The sequence below is a fragment of the Streptomyces sp. NPDC003023 genome (genome assembly GCF_042888225.1).
Classification (GTDB): domain Bacteria; phylum Actinomycetota; class Actinomycetes; order Streptomycetales; family Streptomycetaceae; genus Streptomyces.
Map to the genome: position 1 here is coordinate 103,511 of NZ_JBIAPL010000005.1, position 18,013 is coordinate 121,523.

Annotated in this window: 21 protein-coding genes and 1 tRNA gene; 3 read left to right on the forward strand and 19 right to left on the reverse strand. The window is 70.4% G+C overall.

Annotation, left to right across the window (positions count from 1 at the left end; genetic code table 11):
* Positions 1-71: 71 nt before the first annotated feature.
* Positions 72-857 (reverse strand): dioxygenase, encoded by a 786-nt coding sequence (locus tag ACFYV1_RS18465; RefSeq protein ID WP_389396549.1) that lies wholly within the window; start codon positions 855-857, stop codon positions 72-74.
* A 131-nt stretch (positions 858-988) separates the two neighbouring features.
* Between ACFYV1_RS18465 and ACFYV1_RS18470 the strand changes: the two genes are divergently transcribed.
* Positions 989-1,513, forward strand: a complete 525-nt coding sequence (locus tag ACFYV1_RS18470) for a MarR family winged helix-turn-helix transcriptional regulator (RefSeq protein WP_389396550.1) — start codon at positions 989-991, stop codon at positions 1,511-1,513.
* Between the two features lie 111 nt (positions 1,514-1,624).
* Here the strand turns inward: ACFYV1_RS18470 and ACFYV1_RS18475 are convergent, their stop codons facing one another.
* Both ACFYV1_RS18475 and ACFYV1_RS18480 read right to left on the reverse strand, forming a co-directional pair.
* Positions 1,625-3,154, reverse strand: coding sequence for an MFS transporter (locus ACFYV1_RS18475; RefSeq protein ID WP_389396551.1), 1,530 nt, complete (start codon positions 3,152-3,154; stop codon positions 1,625-1,627).
* A gap of 277 nt (positions 3,155-3,431) precedes the next feature.
* Positions 3,432-4,115 carry a TetR/AcrR family transcriptional regulator gene (locus ACFYV1_RS18480; protein WP_389396552.1) on the reverse strand — a complete coding sequence of 228 codons (684 nt, stop codon included), beginning with the start codon at positions 4,113-4,115 and terminating at the stop codon, positions 3,432-3,434.
* 270 nt (positions 4,116-4,385) lie between these two features.
* On the opposite strand from ACFYV1_RS18480, the gene ACFYV1_RS18485 reads away from it, so the two are divergent.
* Positions 4,386-5,663, forward strand: a complete 1,278-nt coding sequence (locus ACFYV1_RS18485) for a M6 family metalloprotease domain-containing protein (RefSeq protein WP_389396553.1) — start codon at positions 4,386-4,388, stop codon at positions 5,661-5,663.
* A gap of 24 nt (positions 5,664-5,687) precedes the next feature.
* Here ACFYV1_RS18485 and ACFYV1_RS18490 read toward each other — a convergent pair whose 3' ends face one another.
* The 6 genes from ACFYV1_RS18490 to ACFYV1_RS18515 form a co-directional block, all read right to left on the reverse strand.
* Positions 5,688-7,358 (reverse strand): class I adenylate-forming enzyme family protein, encoded by a 1,671-nt coding sequence (locus ACFYV1_RS18490; RefSeq protein ID WP_389396554.1) that lies wholly within the window; start codon positions 7,356-7,358, stop codon positions 5,688-5,690.
* A gap of 107 nt (positions 7,359-7,465) precedes the next feature.
* The gene (locus ACFYV1_RS18495) at positions 7,466-7,714 is read right to left on the reverse strand and encodes a hypothetical protein (protein WP_389396915.1); all 249 of its coding nucleotides are present in this window, start codon (positions 7,712-7,714) and stop codon (positions 7,466-7,468) included.
* A 344-nt stretch (positions 7,715-8,058) separates the two neighbouring features.
* Complete coding sequence (locus ACFYV1_RS18500) at positions 8,059-9,300, reverse strand: cation:proton antiporter (RefSeq protein WP_389396555.1); 1,242 nt, start codon at positions 9,298-9,300, stop codon at positions 8,059-8,061.
* Between the two features lie 175 nt (positions 9,301-9,475).
* Positions 9,476-10,171, reverse strand: coding sequence for a hypothetical protein (locus tag ACFYV1_RS18505; protein WP_389396556.1), 696 nt, complete (start codon positions 10,169-10,171; stop codon positions 9,476-9,478).
* 261 nt (positions 10,172-10,432) lie between these two features.
* Positions 10,433-11,842 (reverse strand): flotillin family protein, encoded by a 1,410-nt coding sequence (locus ACFYV1_RS18510; RefSeq protein ID WP_389396557.1) that lies wholly within the window; start codon positions 11,840-11,842, stop codon positions 10,433-10,435.
* Between the two features lie 76 nt (positions 11,843-11,918).
* Complete coding sequence (locus ACFYV1_RS18515; protein WP_389396558.1) at positions 11,919-12,425, reverse strand: hypothetical protein; 507 nt, start codon at positions 12,423-12,425, stop codon at positions 11,919-11,921.
* Between the two features lie 436 nt (positions 12,426-12,861).
* Between ACFYV1_RS18515 and ACFYV1_RS18520 the strand changes: the two genes are divergently transcribed.
* Positions 12,862-12,937, forward strand: a tRNA-Arg gene (locus ACFYV1_RS18520).
* 68 nt (positions 12,938-13,005) lie between these two features.
* Here the strand turns inward: ACFYV1_RS18520 and ACFYV1_RS18525 are convergent.
* The 10 genes from ACFYV1_RS18525 to ACFYV1_RS18570 form a co-directional block, all read right to left on the reverse strand.
* A complete protein-coding gene (locus tag ACFYV1_RS18525) occupies positions 13,006-14,157 on the reverse strand; it encodes a tyrosine-type recombinase/integrase (RefSeq protein ID WP_389396559.1) in 1,152 nt (383 codons plus the stop codon).
* Entirely contained in the window at positions 14,157-14,345 is a 189-nt protein-coding gene (locus ACFYV1_RS18530) for a helix-turn-helix domain-containing protein (RefSeq protein WP_389396560.1), read from the reverse strand. Before ACFYV1_RS18530 ends, ACFYV1_RS18525 begins: the two co-directional genes overlap by 1 nt.
* On the reverse strand, positions 14,342-15,628 hold the full coding sequence (locus ACFYV1_RS18535) for a replication initiator (protein ID WP_389396896.1): 1,287 nt from the start codon (positions 15,626-15,628) through the stop codon (positions 14,342-14,344). The genes ACFYV1_RS18530 and ACFYV1_RS18535 overlap by 4 nt, the downstream gene beginning before the upstream one ends.
* Positions 15,629-15,771: 143 nt before the next feature.
* Positions 15,772-15,957, reverse strand: a complete 186-nt coding sequence (locus ACFYV1_RS18540) for a hypothetical protein (RefSeq protein ID WP_389396561.1) — start codon at positions 15,955-15,957, stop codon at positions 15,772-15,774.
* Positions 15,958-15,962: 5 nt separating this feature from the next.
* A complete protein-coding gene (locus tag ACFYV1_RS18545; RefSeq protein ID WP_389396562.1) occupies positions 15,963-16,163 on the reverse strand; it encodes a hypothetical protein in 201 nt (66 codons plus the stop codon).
* Positions 16,164-16,255: 92 nt separating this feature from the next.
* A complete protein-coding gene (locus tag ACFYV1_RS18550) occupies positions 16,256-16,612 on the reverse strand; it encodes a SpdD-like protein (RefSeq protein WP_389396563.1) in 357 nt (118 codons plus the stop codon).
* Positions 16,613-16,644: 32 nt separating this feature from the next.
* Positions 16,645-16,839: a hypothetical protein gene (locus tag ACFYV1_RS18555; protein WP_389396564.1), complete on the reverse strand. Its 195-nt coding sequence runs from the start codon at positions 16,837-16,839 to the stop codon at positions 16,645-16,647.
* Positions 16,840-16,854: 15 nt separating this feature from the next.
* Positions 16,855-17,046: a mobile element transfer protein gene (locus tag ACFYV1_RS18560; protein WP_389396565.1), complete on the reverse strand. Its 192-nt coding sequence runs from the start codon at positions 17,044-17,046 to the stop codon at positions 16,855-16,857.
* A 6-nt stretch (positions 17,047-17,052) separates the two neighbouring features.
* On the reverse strand, positions 17,053-17,229 hold the full coding sequence (locus ACFYV1_RS18565) for a hypothetical protein (RefSeq protein WP_389396566.1): 177 nt from the start codon (positions 17,227-17,229) through the stop codon (positions 17,053-17,055).
* 13 nt (positions 17,230-17,242) lie between these two features.
* Positions 17,243-17,914, reverse strand: coding sequence for a DUF2637 domain-containing protein (locus tag ACFYV1_RS18570; protein WP_389396567.1), 672 nt, complete (start codon positions 17,912-17,914; stop codon positions 17,243-17,245).
* Positions 17,915-18,013 lie beyond the last annotated feature (99 nt).

Consider the following 18,013-nt stretch of genomic DNA (forward strand, 5'->3'; position numbering starts at 1 on the left):
CCCGGCGCCGCCCCGCTTTGCCCCGCCCGACCCCCGAAAGCCCAGCAGGGTCCAGCAGAGCTCAGCAGGGCTCAGCCGAACTGCAGCGACCGCTTCGCCAGCCCCATCCAGAATCCGTCGATCACACTGCGCCCGCTGCCGACCTCCGCCTCCGACGCCCCCAGCGTGACGAAGAGCGGTGCGAAGTGCTCGGTCCGCGGGTGGGCCAGCCTGCCCGCCGGTGCCTTGTGCTCGAAGTCGAGCAGCGCGTCCACATCGGCGTCCGCGAGCGCCCGCCGGCCCCAGTCGTCGAACTCGGCCGACCAGCCGGGGATCCCCTCGTGACGCAGCGCGGCGAGGTTGTGCGTGAAGAATCCGCTGCCGACGATCAGCACACCCTCGTCCCTGAGCGGTGCGAGCCTGCGTCCGATCTCCAGCAGTTTCTGCGGGTCGAGCGTCGGCATGGAGATCTGCAGTACGGGGATGTCGGCGCCGGGGTACATCTCGACGAGCGGTACGTAGGCGCCGTGATCCAGGCCCCGGTCGGGGATGTCCTGCACGGGCGTGCCGGCGCGGCGCAGCAGTTTGCGCACGGAGTCGGCGAGGGCCGGAGCACCGGGCGCGCCGTAGCGGACGCGGTAGTAGTGCTCGGGGAAGCCCCAGAAGTCGTACACCAGCGGCACGGTCCGGGTCGCGCCGAGTGCGAGCGGCGCCTCTTCCCAGTGGGCGGACACCATCAGGATCGCCTTGGGCCGGGGCAGGGACGCCGACCAGGCGGACAGCTCCCCGGGCCAGACCGGGTCGTCGGCCAGTGGCGGGGCGCCGTGGGAGAGGTAGAGGGCGGGCATGCGCTGTGGCGCTGCTGTGGCGGCATTCATGACGGTCGGCTCCCGGGGTACTGAACCTGGTCGATTGCGAACCTGGAAAGATGCGAGCCTGAAGCTTGAACTTTCAAGCTCGCCCCAACCGTAGCCCCATTTAGTTCAACTTTCAAGAATGGGGTCGTAGAGTGGGATACATGAACAGGGCACCCAATGGTGAGGACAGTCACGGTCCACGCTGGCTGAGCGACGAGGAACAGCGCGTCTGGCGCGCGTACCTCCACGCCACCACCCTCCTCGAGGACCACCTCGACCGCCAGTTGCAGCGCGACGCGGGTATGCCGCACATCTACTACGGCCTGCTCGTCCAGCTCTCCCAGGCCCCCCGCCACCGCAAGCGGATGACCGAGCTGGCCATCGACGCCAAGATCACCCGGTCCCGCCTCTCGCACGCCGTCGCCCGGCTCGAGAAGAACGGCTGGGTGCGCCGCGAGGACTGCCCCTCCGACAAGCGCGGCCAGAACGCGGTGCTCACGGACGAGGGCCTCGGTGTGCTCGAACGGACCGCTCCCGGCCATGTGGAGGCCGTACGGCAGGCGATGTTCGACCGACTCACTCCCCAGCAGGTCGAACAGCTCGGGGAGATCATGTCGTTGATGGCGGAGGGGCTGCAGCCCCAGGACACCGGCGCGGACCTGCCCTGGCTCAGATGACCCGCGGACCTGCCCTGGCTCAGATGACCCGCGACGCGCGAGGGCCCCGCCCGGGTGCCGCACCCGGGCGGGGCCCTTCTTCACGCGCGTACGACCTGCCGCTCGCGCGGCTCAGTGCGCGACGACGGGAACCTTGATCTCGTCCTCCGCGCCGGCACCCTCACCGGAGGCAGAAGCCGCCGTGACCGAACCGGCCTGCGGACGCCCGGTGTTGATGAGCGTGAACGCGATCGTCGCAGCGGCCGCCAGGATGCCGACCGCCCACCAGATCGCCGACGAGAAGCCGTGCACCATGCCCTGGAGCTCCAGCAGCTTCGGGTCGGCCGCACCGGCGGCGTGCGAGGCGACGTACGAGGTCGTGGCCGAGGCCGCGATCGTGTTGAGCAGGGCCGTGCCGATGGCACCGCCCACCTGCTGCGAGGTGTTCACCATCGCGGAGGCGACGCCGGCGTCCGCCGGGTTCACGCCGTGCGTGGCCAGCGACATCGCCGGCATGAACGCCGTACCCATGCCGAGTCCGAGCATCAGCTGCGCGGGAAGGATCAGAGCCGCGTAGGAACTGTCGACCTCCAGCTGCGTCAGCAGCAGCATGCCGGCCGCCGCGAGGACGAAGCCCGGGCCCATCAGCAGGCGCGGCGCCACACGGGTCATCAGCCGGGCACCGATCTGGGTCGAGCCCGTGATCATGCCCGCGATCATCGGCAGGAAGGCGAAGCCCGTCATGACGGGCGAGTAGCCCTTCACGACCTGCAGGTAGAACGTGAGGAAGAGGAAGAGCCCGAACATCGCGATGATGGCGAGGCCCAGCGAGAGGTAGACACCACCGCGGTTGCGCTCGGTCAGGACGCGCAGCGGCAGCAGCGGCGACTTCACCTTCGCCTCGGTGAGGACGAACGCGGTGAGCAGCACCGCGGAGGTGACGAACATGCTCACGGTCAGGCCGTCCGACCAGCCGGCGGACTCGGCGCGGGTGAAGCCGTACACCAGCGCCACCAGGCCGAGCGTGGACAGCACGACACCGGGAATGTCCAGGGAGGCACGGTTGCGCGCACCCTCGGGCTCGCGGATCACCAGGTACGCGCCGACGGCGGCGACGACCGCGAACGGGATGTTGACGTAGAACGTCCAGCGCCAGTTCAGGTATTCGGTGAGGAAGCCGCCCAGGATCAGGCCGACGGCGCCACCGCCACCGGCGATCGCACCGTAGATGCCGAAGGCCTTGGCGCGCTCCTTGGCGTCGGTGAACATCACGGCGAGCAGCGAGAGCGCGGCGGGCGCGAGCAGCGCGCCGAAGACACCCTGCAGGGCACGGGCACCGAGCATCATCGCCTCACCGCCCGCGGCACCGCCGAGCGCGGAGGCCGCGGCGAAGCCGAGCAGTCCGACGATGAAGGTGCGCTTACGGCCCCACAGGTCGGAGATGCGGCCGCCGAAGAGCAGCAGTCCACCGAAGGCGAGGGCGTAGGCGGTGATGACCCACTGCCGGTTGGCGTCGGAGATTCCGAGGTCCTGCTGGGCGGTGGGGAGCGCGATGTTCACGATCGTCGCGTCCAGCACCACCATCAGCTGGGCGAGCGCTATGAAGACGAGCGCTTTCCAACGACTCGGGTCAGGAAGTGAAATATCGGCTGTTTTTGGCATACGTCTGTCCACCTAATGGGTAACGGGAGGTCACGCGGTACGCGGGTGAAGCGAGATGAAGCGAAGTGGCGTGAAGGGTCCGGGCCCGCGGGCGAGGCCCGGAGCCCGGGAGCCCGGGAAGTCGAAGGAGTGCGGAGAGTCGAGGGAGTGCGGGGAGTCGAGGGAGTGCGGGGAGTCGAGGGAGTGCGGGGAGTCGAGGGTCGAAGAGGTCGAGATTCAAAGAAGTCGAAGATCGAGAAGGTCCAGAAGGCCGAGAAGATCGGGGGGAGTTACGGCGTCACGAGGTGATCCGGAGGTCCTCCAGGGTCGCCGCGGCGCCCGGCAGTTCGGAGCGCGCGGGCGCCTCGAGTCCGTCCAGGAACAGCTGCAGATGGCGATGGACGAACCGGTCCATGTTCGGGCAGGCGGTGCCCGGCAGCGGCCGGGTGAGCTGGGAGAGCGCCACCAACAGATCGCCCACGGCGACGTCGGTACGCATCCTGCCCGCGGACTGCGCCGCCTCGACGAGACCGCGCACGGCTTCCTCGAGTCGCTCGCGTCCGATGTGCAGATCAGGGTGGTCGGTGTCGAAGGCGCCGGAGAGCATCGGGCACAGGGCTCCGATCCGCTCGTCGGCCGCCGCGTGCACGAAGCGGCGCAGCGCGGCGAAGGGGTCGGACTCGTCGGCCGAAGCCGCGTCCACCTGCTCCGTGATGCGCGACATGACGGCGAGGACGACCTCACGGATGAGGACCACGCGCTCGGGGAAGTGCCGGTAGAGCGTCGCGTTTCCGATTCCGGCGCGGCGGGCGATCTCGTCGAGCGGGACGTCGGGTCCGAACTCGACGAACATCTCGCGCGCGGCCGACACGATCCGCTCACGGTTGCGCAGGGCGTCTGCCCTGGGGCGCGGCGTGCGGCGCGTCTCGGTGGCGGCGGTCACGGCTCCACTTCCCTTCCTTGCTCTCGACCCGAGGCTCATGCCCCCGATGGTTCCCCCCTCGGGGGGCGGCCCTCGCGGACCGACCCTCAAGCGGGGACGGCTTCCCCGTTTCGCGGGGACACGGGTTCAAACGGGGAAACGATCCCCGGTTATTTCCCGCACGTGCTGTGACCTGAGCCACATATGCACCGCGCTCGGAAAAACCCACGATCGGCCCACCCGGCGCGCGCCCCGTCACCACCCGACACAGGCTGACGATCAGAGCGCAGCCAGGGTCCGGCCTGCTGCCGCGGCCCCGAAGGCGATCGCATGGAGCAGACCCGCCACCGGATACGAACACGGGGCAGACTCGGTGGACTCGCCGCCCTCTCGGCGCTCGCGCTCGCCGCCCTGACCACGGGAAGCGGGACCGTCCCCGCCCCCGACCGCGTTTTCGCCGGGCCGAGCGCCGCGCCCAACGCCGTCGGCCTCGGACCCTGCCGTATCCCTTCGGCCGTCGGCGTCCAGATGTCGGAGGGCCTGCCCACCCCGACCGGCTACACCCGCTCCACCGGCATCGTCCGCGCCCTCAACCTGATGATCGACTTCCCCGACGCGGAGGGCAGCGGCTCGGCCCTCGACCGGCTCGCGGAGTTCTTCCCGCAGACCTCCGAATGGTTCGCCACCAGCTCGTACGGCCGCCTCAGCTACCGTCCGCACGCCCCCGTGAGCAGCTGGCTGCGGATGCCGAAACCGTTCGCCGCCTACGGGATAGAGCGCGGCTCCCCTTACGAACCGGGATACCGGCAACTGGTCGAGGACCTGGTGTCCGTCGCCGACCCGAAGGTGGACTTCGACGCCTACGACCTGGTCAACGTCCTGGTCACGCCCAACGCCGGGCCGTCCGCCCTGGACACCGTGCTGTCCGTGACGTTCTCCGGCAACGAACAGGCGCCGACCGCCGACGGTGTACCGCTCGCCAACACGTCCTTCGTCTACAGCCGCCAGGACGACGGTTCCGGGTCGTACTCCGAGACCGGCTACCGCGTCCTGCCTCACGAGAACGGCCATGTCTTCGGACTGCCCGACCTCTACACCGCGAGCGGCGGGGGCGCGGTCGGCCACTGGGACATCATGTCCGAGGACTGGGGTGCCAACAACGACCTGCTGGGCTGGCACAAGTGGAAGCTCGGCTGGCTCGACAACAGCCAGATCAACTGCGCCGCAGCGCCCGGCACGACCGAGTACGCGCTCACCCCGCTCGCCAGGCGAGGCGGCTCCAAGATGGCGATCGTGCCGCTGGACGAGAAGACCGGTTACGCGGTCGAGGTACGCACCCGGGCGGGCAACGACGACCACGTGTGCGAGGCCGGCGTACTGATCTACCGTGTGAAGTCCGACGTGGACACGGGACAGGGGCCGGTGACCGTGTCCGACAGCGACGGCGACAGCGGCGGCTGCACCCGGCAGCCCAACGTCCACGCCGAACTGTCCGACGCCCCCTACCGGCCGGGCCAGTCCTTCACCGACCGCGAGAACGGTGTGCGCATTGCGGTGGTCGACGAGGACCAGGACGGCGTCTACCGGGTACGGATCACCCGCTCGTGATCCGCGCGGCACACCCGCTCGTGATCACGCGGTCCCGAGCGACTCCCTGAGAACCCGCTTGAGGATCTTGCCCGTCGGATTGCGCGGCAGCGGCTCCTCACGGACCAGCACATGGGCGGGCACCTTGAAGGCCGCCAGTGTCCGGCCGACGTGCTGCCGAAGCCCTTCGGCGGTGACCGCGGCGTCGGCCCGCAGCTGCACGACGGCGGCGACCTCCTCGCCGAGCACCGGATGCGGCACGCCGAGCACAGCGGCGTCCACGACGTCCGGGTGGTCGTGCAGCACCGCCTCCACCTCCACGCAGTACACGTTCTCCCCGCCCCGGATCACCATGTCCCTGATCCGGTCCACGACGGCGACCCGGCCCTCCCGCACCGTCGCGAGGTCCCCGGTCCTGAACCAGCCGCCGCCGTCGAACGCCTCGGCGGTCGCCCGCTCGTCGCGCCAGTAGCCGCGCATCAGCCCCTGGCCGCGCAGCAGCAACTCACCGACCTCGCCCTCGGGCAGCACCTCGCCGCCCGGTCCCGCGATCCGCACCTCGACGGCGGGCGCGGGCCGGCCCACGCTGCCCGGGTCCTCGCGATACCCGTCACCGAAGTTCGCCAGCATCCCCCCGCTGGTCTCGGTCAACCCGTACCCGTTGCGCGGCTCGATCCGACGCCCGTACGCAGCTGTCAGCCGCGCCACGAGGTCGGGCGGCGCGGCGGCCCCGCCGGTGCTCAGGTTGGTCAGTGTGGCCAGCTCGGAGCCGGCCCGCTCGGCGGCGTCGAGGAGCTGGAGCGCTGTCGCCGGGACGCCCGAGTAGTAGGTGACCCCGTGTTCCTCGATCAGCGCGAGCGCCTCGCCGGCGTCCCACTTGCGCATGAGTACGAGCGTGCCGCCGACGCCCATCATCGCGTACAGCGTGGTGAACGCGGCCACATGGAAGAACGGGAAGGTCATCAGCGTGACAGGGGTCGCGCCCTGTCCCGGCAGCACACCGCGGCCGAGCGCCGAGGCGGTCGCGTGGTAGCGGGGATGCTGTGCCGCACCGGCCTGTGCGAGCTGGGTGGCGACGGCGCCCTTGGGCCGGCCGGTGGTGCCCGACGTGTAGATGATCGTGGCATCGGCCTCCGCCGCCACGTCGACGGCGGGCGGCGCGGCGAGGGGATCGGGGGCGTCGAAGTCGGCGTAGCGTTCGACGCCCCCAATGCCTTCGGCCACGTCCCCGTCGTGGTGGAAGACGACCGTCCGGACGCGGTGCGCCGCCGCCCACCTCGCCACTCGCGGCAGTCGCTCCCCGTCGACGAACAGCACCCTCGGGGTGCAGTCGTCCAGCGCGTACGCCAGCTCGTCCTCGGTCCACCAGGCGTTGAGCGGCACGGCGACGAGCCCGGCCAGCTGGGCCGCCCAGAACGCGATCTGCCACTCGGGGTGGTTGCGCATCGCGACGGCGGCCCGGTCCCCCGGCCGCAGCCCGTACGAGTCGACGAGCCGCCCGGCGAGTGCCGAGGCGGCTGCGAAGAACTCCCCGTAGGTGTACGTCCCGCTCTCCGCCACCAGGAACGGCCGGTCCCCGTACGCCCACGTCGTCTCGACGAACTCCCGGAGCGTGCGAGGCCCGTTCTCGTACAGCAGTCCTCCGTCCTCGCCACGTACGACGGCGAAGGGGGCCCCGGGGGCGGTGAGGGCTGCGTCGGGGTACGAGTGCGGCACGATCGGCCCTCTCAAAGCGCTTGCTCAGTACGTGCGCGCGACGCTATGCCGCCCCCCTGACCCCGTCAAGGTCGTCTCCCGGCGGCCGCCTGCCGGGCCCGGCCCGTCTACGGTTCGCTGCTGTAGGTCGGCGTGGGAGGGGACCAGTCGTACTCCACCGACGTCGGAGAGTTCCACTCCTCCCGCTCCGGAGGGGCGAACGGACCCGCCCTGTTCTCCATCATGATCATCATGATGACGGCGAAGGCCAGGCTGATGATGATCAGGGCCAGCCCGACCGGGTTGTTCGGGTTGTAGACGTACCGGCTGGTTCCCCACCGGCTGCGCTTGAACACGGGCTCATGGTTGTCGTTCACAGGTGCTCCTCAGCAGGTGGGTCCGGTGTCCGTGCCTGTATCGGCAAGGGAACGGCGGCCCGTTCGCGCCTGCTCGTTCCGTGAGTGAAGGTATCGGCGCAGTGCTGCACGCACACTGTTCCCACCGGGAACTCATTCGTCCGCTGAATCTGCCGGATCCCGGCAGTCCCTCATGGCTCGGTGCCACTCGTCGTCAGCTCGACGGCCACCTGAGCAGCTGCGGACTGCCGGACATCAGCAATCGGGATGCGGGGGCCCCGCATCCCGTTCACGGCACACACGGCCAACCGGAACTCCGCCACTGCCCGAAGCACCTCCGGGCAGTGGCGGGAGAGACCGTCCGCTCACAGATCCGCCTTCGAGGCGTCAGAACTCTGCCGACCGTCCTCCGCGGTTCCGTCACCGGGGATGCCTGCCAGATCGTCGACGTGGAAGAGCCGCGCGATCGGGACGTCGGTGCTGCTGTGCGCGATGATCGAGGCCGCGATGCACACGGCGATCAGGGTGTACGCCTCATGGCCCTGTGGAATGCCCGCCTGGAGCACCAGCAGTCCGTACACCACTGACGCGAAGCCCTTCGGGCCGAACCACGCGGCGACCAGCCTCTCCCGACGGTCGAAGCGGGTGCCGACGAGCGAGATCAGGAGCGACGCCGGGCGGATCAGCACGATCGCGAGGAACACGGCGATGTAGCCGCCGACGGACAGGTCACCGAAGAGCTGCGGCGTCAACAGCGCGCCGAAGACCAGCAGCGCCGCGAACTTGGCCAGCTCGGCCAGAGCCTCGCCCAGCGGCTCGAACGCGGACTTCGCCTCCGGGGAAACGGCGGTGAGCACGGCACCGGCGGAGAAGGCCGCGAGGTAGGGGTTGGCGTGGGTGAGGTGGCACAGCCCGTAGAGGATGACGCCGATCGCGAGCGGCAGCAGCGGCTGCAGCTTCGGCTCGGCGCCCAGCAGCCGGAAGCGCAGGAGGGCTACGACCACCAGCGGCAGTACGACACCGAACACGAGCCCCAGGCCGAGTTCCAGGGCGATCGCGCCGAGCGACGCCTCGGCATGACCGGCCGTGGGGCCGGCCGCCGCGATGAGGATCAGGACGATGGGCAGGGCCAGACCGTCGTTGATGCCGCTCTCCACGTTGAGCAACTGCCGCAGCTTGGACGGGACTTCCTTGCGTCCCACGATCGCGGAGGCGAACACCGGGTCAGTGGGCGCCAGAACGGCACCGACGAGGAACGAGGTCGTCCAGTCCAGCCCCACCAGATAGTGGGTGATCACGGCCATGCCGACGAACGCCAGTGGCATGCCCAGTCCCAGGGCGCGGGCCGGGTTCTTCCAGTTGGCACGCAGCTTGGGAAAGGAGACGTGCATGCCGTCGGTGAACAGCACGGCGAACAGCGCGAGATCCGCGGTGACCGAGACGATGTCGCTCTCGGGCGTGATGTGGATCAGGCCGAGGAAGCCGTCACTGACGAGCGCACCGCCGACGAGGAAGAGGAAGGACGTCGAAAGGACGGTACGGGCCGCGAGCCCCGACAGGAGTACGGCGATGAGCAGCGCGACTCCGAAAACTGCGACGAGCACCACGATGGAATCCCCCGATCGGCAAAGACAACTGTCCCTTGTTCGCCGACCAGGCTTCCCGGCACTCCGGTACGGACCTTACACGGCCCTTATCCGGTCCCGACAGACCCTTTGACAGACAGGTCGGCCGCTCTCCGGCTGCCGGGATCCGGCAAACAACCCCTGAGCCGCTGCCTGTTCACGGAGTACGACCGCTGCGGCCGGCGGGCAATCCGCCTGCCCTGCCCACCGCCGAGCGCATGAGGATCGCTGCCGTACCGCAGGCCGGCAGTCCCGCCGCCGCCCAGAGCCCCGCAAGGAGCCACAGAGGCGCGTCATGGGCGCGCAGCACCAGCATGAGGACGATCGAGTACGAGCCCAGGCCGCCCGCGATCCATCCTGCGACGGCCAACGGTGAGGGAGTCCGGTGCACACAGTCGTGCGGGCGCCTGATCCACCAGCGGGCCGCGTAGAGTCCGAGCCCGCCCGCGAGGGTCAGAGCGACACCGAGCCCGGCGACGAGGAGGGAATCGCCGACCGGATGGGCCGATGTCCTCTGGCTCCTTCGCTGCGCGGAGACCGCCACGATCTCACCGCGCCAGACCGTGCCCGCCACCTGTTCTCCCGGCAGGAGCCGGCGCAGCAGTGGGTTCTCGCTCTCGAAGTCGGCGCGGCCGCTCCAGGCAGGCGGCCCGGCGAGCATCACCGAACTGGTCGCTCCTCTTCCCTTGCGGAGTTCGACTTCCTCCACGGTGAACCAGGCAGCCTGCACGCAATCCGTCCATTGCGTGGTCGTGGCCGGCGGGCAGGGGGCGGCGGCCCTGAAGTCCGCCTCCTCGGCCACTGCCTGGGGCAGCATCACCCCGATGAGCAGGATGCCGATGAGAAGGGACACTGCCCCGGACAACAGGGCGAACATCCCTTGGCGGCGCAGCCGGCGTATCCGCCGGCTACGGGTGGGCGACGCCGGCCGGACAGTGCCGGTCACCGTCGCCCGCCCGGCGTCGCTTCGGGGGAACGCCGGCCGAAGGCCGCGTCCCGCTCCCCCATGACGGGGGCGGGAGCGGGCGGCGGCAACGCGGACACGCCCAGGACCGAGGCCGGACCGGCGTGTGCCTCGAAGTTCGTCCTCATGACAACCGCGCCCCGTCCAGCGCTAGTCGGTGATCTCGATCGCTCCGTTCTCGGCGGGAGCGCTCTTCTTCTGTGTGATGCCCTGGAGGAGCTGTGCGAGATCGACCCCCGTGGTGGACGTGAGGAGTTCCAGGCCCTGGGTGACGTTGTCGGCCACAGCCCGCGGCAGCCGGCCGGCACCGTCGGTGGAGATGACGGTCATCTTGTCGATGGCCGACAGCGGCTCTGCAGCCTTGCCGACGACCTGCGGAAGAACCTCGACGAGCATCTGCAGGACAGCGGCGTCGCCGTACTGGGCGAACGCGTCGGCCTTCTTCTGCATGGCCTGCGCCTCGGCCGAGCCCTTCGCGGCGATGGCCGCGGCCTCCGCCTCACCCTCGATGCGTACGGCATCGGCGAGCGCGGCCCGGTGCGCCTTCTCGCCCTCACCGGTCAGCCGGGAGCGCTGGGCGTCGGCCTCCGCCTCCTTGACGAGGGCGATCCGACGAGCCTCGGCCTCCTGCTCGGCCTGGTAGCGGGCCGCGTCGGCGGGCTTGCGCACCTTGGTGTCCAATTCCCGGTCGGTCAGGGCCGCCTGGCGCTCCGCGACCTTCTCCTGCTCGCTCAGGATCGCCTGCTGCCGGTCGGCCTCGGCGAGCGGTCCGGCAGCGGCGGCCTTCGCCGCGGCCTCGTCCGTCTCAGCCTTGATCTCGGCCTGCTTGAGCGCGAACGTCCGCTGGGCGATCGCGATCTCCTCCTCGGCCTTCAGCCGGGCCTGCTCGGACGCGCGCCTCGCCACCGCTTCGGCGATGTCCGCCTCCTGCTTGGCACGGGCGGCCTCGGGCCGGCCCAGGTCCTCGAGGTAGGAGCCCTCGGTGGTGATGTCCTGGATCTGGAAGGCGTCGAGGACCAGACCCTGACCGGACAGGCTGGCCTCCGCCTCCTCCGCGACCTGCCCGGCGAACACGGCCCGGTCGCGAATGATGTCCTCGACCGACATACGGCCCACGATCGAACGCAGCGCGCCGGACAGCACTTCCTGTGTGAAGCCGACGATGCCGTCCTGCTGCATCAAAAACCGCTGGGCCGCTGCCCGGATCGAATCCTCGGTCCCGCCCACCTTGACGATCGCGACACCCTCGAGATGGGCCTTCACGCCCCGCAGGGTGACCGCCCCTCGAACCGCGACGGGGATGTGCCGGCTGGACAGGTCGAGGGTGAACTTCTGCTGGACGAAGGGCACGACGAAGACACCGCCGCCGACCACGACCTTCTGCCCACTGTTGTCGGTGGACACCCGGCCGGTGGCCGGATCGGTCGACGTCTTGCCGCGCCTGCCGGTGATGATGAACGCCTCACTGGGACCGGCGACCTTGTACCGCGTGATGACGACGAGGGCGAGCAGCACGAGGAGTACGACGACTCCCACCACTGCGATGAGTACAGGGCTCATGGCGAATCCCCTTGAGTGGAACGTGAGTGTGAGTGGAAAAGGGAGAGAACAGGACGGGGGCGGGCAGGTGCGGCGCTCAGCGCTCCACGGCACGGACCAGCACGGACGAGGCGGTGAGCACCGACTCCACCCACACCTCCGTACCGCGTGCCACCGGGGCGGCACTCTTCGCGGCGAGCTTCACGGGCTGCCCGCCGAGATGGACCAGCACCTCGCCGTAGCCGACGGAGGGAATCCCGGTCACGACGGTCCCGGCGCTGCCGACAAGATCCTCACCACGCGGGGCGGCCGAACCGCGGTCACGCATCAGGGCCCGGCTGAACCGCCAGGTCAGCCACCCGGCACCCAGTCCGGCCAGCACACCCACACCGGTGGCGACCGCGGCGCCGAGGCCAGTGGCACCCAGCGTGATCGCTCCGGCGAAGCCGAGCATCGACACGAATCCGGCAATCACCGGAAGCGACAGCACTCCGTCCAGACCGCCGCTCAACCCGTCGAAGGCGCCTTCGAGCACCCCGTCGAACAGCAGGGACAGAGCAAGGAGCGCAAGACCGGCAATCCCGAGACCGAGAAACCACCCCATGTCCGCACACCCCGTCCCGTGTCGGAATTCTCGAGTACGCGAAGGTTCCCACCTCGCATCCGGCAATGCACTGCCGGATCCCGGCAGTCTTCACACGCTCTTGATGTCCGACATCACCGCCGAGGCCAGGACCTGCCATCCCGAACCTCGCATCCGACGAATCCCGGAACGGCCCCCGTCGCCGCCCCCGCCTTGAGCGCCCCGTGATCAGCCTCGCCCCGCACGCCTATAGCCACCTCCTGCCCCCACTCAGGCACGACTCGCCCGTCGCCGCAGCAGGTCCCGCCGGAACCCCGGGTGGGCACCGCACGTCACCCGCTACACTGTCGGCGGTGGCCCAGCCCTCACCAGGCGGACCGCCACAATCTGTCGAAGGCCGGTCCAAGGCCCACCGCCCGTCCGGGCAGGGTTCTGGAACGATCTCCGTCAGAGCCCCGCCTTCGTAGCTCAGGGGATAGAGCACCGCTCTCCTAAAGCGGGTGTCGCAGGTTCGAATCCTGCCGGGGGCACCAGCCAAAAGGCCCCGGACCGATCATGGTCCGGGGCCTTTGACATCAGCTTCTGACATCAACGGGGGCAGTCACTCACGGCCAGGCCGCCTCTTGAGCAGCCGGTCCATGTGGCTGATGGCCTCCCGCTGCGTGTCCTGGACGACGTGTGTGTAGACGTCCATGGTGATGCTGATCTGGCTGTGCCCGAGGATCTCCATCACGACGCGAGGAGCGACCCCGGCAGCAGTGAGCAAGGTGGCGCAGCCGTGCCGGGCGTCGTGCAAGCGGATGACGCGAAGGCCGGCGGAGTCGGCGACCCGGGTGAAGGACCGATACACGTTGCGCGGCTCGACCGGTCGGCCGTTCCGGGTGGCGAAGACGTAGCCGCCCTCATCCCACGACTCCCCCGCGCGCAGCTTGGCAGCGGCCTGGCGCATCCGGTGCCAGCGGAGCGGCGCGATGCACATCGCCGGAAGCGGCACGGCCCGGCGACGGCGGCCCTTGGGGTCGTCGTTGTAGAGGACGCCGCGGCGACGCTGGGTCTGCTGGCGGACGTAGAGCACGCGCTTGTCCAGGTCGATGTCGACCCAGCGGAGACCGATGATCTCGCCCCGTCGCAGGCCCATGGCGATGGCAAGGACGAAGGCCGCGTACAGCGGGTCCTTTCGAGCGGCAGCGAGGAAGTCCAGCGTCTCGTCAAGCGACCAGGGGCTCAACTCCCGGGACTTTGCCCGGGGCGGCTCGACGAGGCTCGCCACGTTGCGGGTGACCAGCTCCTCGCGGCAGGCCGCCGTCAGGGCGGTGCGCAGCACCCGGTGCGATTCCTTGGCGGTGGCCGCGGTGGTCTTGTTCTCCAGCTGGACGACGAAGCGCCGAACGTCGGCAGCGCCCAGGGATTCGAGCCGCTTCGAGCCGAGCATGGGCACGAGGTACAGCCGGACGTGCGCCTCGTACTTGTCGTACGTGCTGAGCTTGCGGCGCGGCTTGATGACGTTGTCCAACCAGTACGGCAGCCACTCGGAGAGCCTGGCCGAACGCGTCGGCACGGGCACGCCCTGGTCGACCTTGTCGAGGAGTTCGCGGCGCTTGGCGTCGCACTCGGCCCAGGTCTTGCCGTAGGCGAACTTCCGGGCGCGGGTGCCATCCGGCTGGAGGACGTACACAGCGGCCTGATAGCGGCCATCCTTGCGCTTGGTGATCGTGCCCGCGCCGTTGGGGTTGCGCTTGCGCTGGGACGCCATCAGGCAGCCTCCTCGATCTCACGGACGATGAAGTCACGCAGGGCGTCCGCCGGTACACGCCGGGCGCGGCCGATGGTGATGGAGGTCAGTCGGCGCGACCGGATCAGGTCGTAGACCGTGGAACGTCCGAGCCGCAGTCGAGCCATGACCTCGGGCACGGTCAGCAGTTCGGCGGGGGCGGTGGTCATGCTGCGGCTCCTTCCATGTCGGTGCTGTCGGGTGTGAGTGAGGCGGCGAGCCATTCCTCGGCGCGGCCGAGGCCGGTTCCGGCGAAGGTCCAGTGCGCGAGGACGAGGGTGGTGTCCTCGTCCTGCGGTTCGGCCGGCACGGCCTGGTCGCCGCGGGCGATCGCGGCTTGGAGGCGTTGCCATTCGGCGCGGGCGGTGCGGAGTGCGCCGAGGGTGGTGGAGTACCGGCGGGTCTTGGTGGAGAAGTGGCCGCGGAAGCCGAGCATGTGGGCCCAGGCGCGGAGCCGGAGGTCTTCCAGGTCTTTTCGGGCGCCGAGGGTCCAGGCGGTGCGGATGAGTCGGCGGGCGTGTTCGGGGATGGACTTGCGGCCGAGTTCGGCGAGGAACTTGATGGGGCGGTCGAGGGTGCCGGTCGCGGTCTCTGCTCCTTTGGTGGCGTACTTGGCGATGTAGGCCGCGACAGCCCGCTCAGTGAGTTCGGTGCCGCCATCGAAGTCGGCGGAGCGGATGGGGCGGATGTCGAGCTGGCGGCCGAAGGCGAACGTGTGGGCGCGGCCGTCGATTACCGGGCCGGGCACATCGGCAGCGGTCACGGCGGCGCGAATGGCGTCAGCGAGGAGTTCGGCGGTGGCCCAGGCCGGGGGTGGTGTATCGCCGCCTTCGGGGCCGTCGAGGCGGATCACGGCATGGAAGTGGATCGCGCCGCGACGCTGGTACTCGGCGACCTTGGCGAAGGACACGCGGGCGTGCTCCTTGAAGGCACGTTGGGAGAGTCCGGCGCGCTTGGCGACTTCGCGGCGCAGGTAGATGGAGAAGCGGGCCCAGATCTTGGAGGCGTGCGCGTTCCAGAGGACGGCGGCTTCGTAGTCGTAGCGTTCCGGGTCGAGCGGCGTGCCGAGTTCCGGTGCGTCCTCGGCGTGGGTGGTGCCGCAGCGGCAGCGGCCGCGGGTGGGGCGGTTGTGGACGGGGCCGAAGCTGGGGGCGGTGAAGGTGGCGAACACGCGGGGGTGGGTGGCGACACGGTCGGGGGTGCCCTTGCCGCCGCGGAGTCCGGCGGTGATGAGCTGATAGGTGTCGCGGCGGTAGGTCTCGGCGCAGGCCGGGCAGCGGGTCGTGCGGCGATTGTTGCAGCGCACGAGGAGGTTCCCGGCGGGCAGGTCGGCCGCGGTGAGGTGGTGCAGGATCTCGCCGGTGGTGGTGTGGACGTCGGTGCGGTGGCCGTCGAGGCGGATCGGGGTGGTGCAGCCGCCGAGGCCGCGGAGCTGGCGCATGAGGCCGGGCATGGTGCCGAGCGAGGCGAGGAAGGCGAGGTCACGCAGCGGCGGCGGTGTCGTGATGGTCAAGGCAAGTCCTCCTCTCGAAGGTCGGAATAGGGGGCGGGGTACCGGCCGGCCGAAGTGCGGTCGCGGCCGGTGCCCCGGCGGGGTTAGCGGTGGGGGCAGGTGTTGCGGTGGTCGATCCACTCGGCGACCAGGTCCCGGACGTTGTCGTCACCCCTGGCCCGGCCAGTGGCACCGCAGCAACAGGCGTAGGAGCCGGTGGCGGGGAAGTCCCGGGCGGGTTTCGCGACGTGCACCCCGGGCTGGTCGGCGGTGGGGGCGAGGTCCGCCATGGCGGTCAGCTCGTGAACGCGGCGTCGGCGGCGTTGTTGAGCAGCTGGCGCAGGGGCGGGACGGTGCCGGTGCCGTGGCAGGTGCGGCAGTGGGCGGTGATGGTGCGGCGCTGGCCGTTGCGGTCCCGTCCGCCGAGGGTGATCGAGGCGGAGGCGAAGCCGTCGCAGGACGGGCAGATACGGGCCGGGGCAGGGCGGTGCTGCATGATGGGTGGTCCTTCCGGTTGATGAGATCGGGTAGGGGCTGGCCGTCCGGGCGGCGGAGACTTGGCGGTTTCAGGGCCGCCCGGAGGGCCGGTCAGCGACGGCGCACGGTGCCGTTGGCCATGGAGCGCAGCACCACGGCGCAGACCGCGACGGACATGGCGGTCACGGCGACCGCGAGGAGCATGGAGACCAAGACCGCGCCGACGACCAGGACGACCGCGGCACCGCCACCCGCGGCGACCAGGAGGCCGGTCGGGGTGAGCCGGACCGCGGGCGCCGAAGGAGCAGCCGGGGCCGGGACGACGGCCGGGGCCGGGGCGGTGTGCTGGCAGGCGCACGCCGCGGCGGTCTGGTGCTGCTCGACCTGGGGCGAGCCGGGGGCCGGGGGGATGAGCGGGGAGACGATGCCGGTCGGGGTCGGCATGGTCGGGATACGCGGGCGGAGCATGGTGGATCTCCCTTCTGGCGGATCCGGGCGGGTTACTTGGTGGTCCCGTTGACGGCGTCGACGCCGGTGCGGGTGCCGGATTCGATGGCGGGGGCGAGGAAGGTGTCGGCGAGGAGGAAGCCGCCGAGGAGGAGCACGACGATGAGCCAGATCGGCGGGCGCATGAGCTTGATGCCGAAGTAGCCGAAGATGGCGACGAGGATGATCAGCGGAAGTTCGACGTTCACGGCGGGCCTCTCGGGTTAGTTGGCGCGGCAGCGGTGGGTGCGGGCGGCGAGCTGGGCGGCGGAGGCGGTGGAGTAGTCGGCGGACCAGCCGCAGTTGTCGCGGGAGCAGACGGCGGCGTGCTTGGTGCGTCCGTGCCGGTCGCTGTGGGTGCCGATCTGCACGGGGCCGATCCGCATCACGGAGTGGAAGAAGTCGCGGGCGGGCATGGCTGGTCAGTCCTCTCGGGTGAAGTCGTCGGCGTGGTCGGTGAGCCACTGGCGGATGTCGACCGACTCGAATTCGTCGGCGGCGTTGATCACGACTTCCGCCGTGGCCACGGCCTCCACGAGGCGGCCCTTTCGGGTGAGTTCGGCGGCGCGTTCCAGCGCGTGGCGGGTCGAGTTGCGCACGGGAGTTCTCCTGTCAGGCGAGGTGGGCGGCGAGCTGGTCGGCCATGGGGCTGGGCAGGCCCAGGCGGTCGCGCAGGGTGGCGGCGTCGATCGGGCTGCCGGTCGTAGCGCGGTGGGCATCGGCGAGCTTGCGGGCGTGGTCGACCAGGGCAGGCGGTACGTCTGCGGGCGGTGCAGCGGGGAGAGACCGGACCGGTTCCGCGGGCTCGACCGCATCCGCCGCTGGGGCGGGGTCCGGTTCGGCCGGCACAGTCACCGGCTCGACCACCGGCAGCGGCTCCAGGTCGGCAGACTCAGGCGCAGGGTTCGGGATGGTGGGTGAGTGGACGAGGAGGGTGCCGCCGAGGAAGGCCAGGGCGGGCCATCCGGCGACGAGGATGCGCAGCCAGTCGGGCACGTCGTTCAGGTCGAGCAGGCCCGCGGTAGCGACGTTGGCCCCGAGCGAGGCAGCGAGGGCGACGGCGAACCAGGTCCACGCCGCGCGGGCGGGTTTGCCCTGGGCGCGCAGGGTCCGCAGGCGTCGCCAGGCGGCGACGAGCAGCAGGTCGACGGAGACGGGATAGGCCCATGCTTTCCAGCCGTCCTGTCCGGCAGCGGCGGCGAGGTCGTGCAGGTGGGCGAAGGACAGGGCACCGGCGATCACGGCTTGCACGAGGACGGCGTCCAGGCGGATCGAGCGGAACATGAGTCTTCACCTCCTTGAGGGTTGGGCCGGGGCCGGACGAGGCACACGGGCCGGTCGCCGGGCCCCGGAAGCCGTTTCGGGCATGGCGGGGGTAGGGAC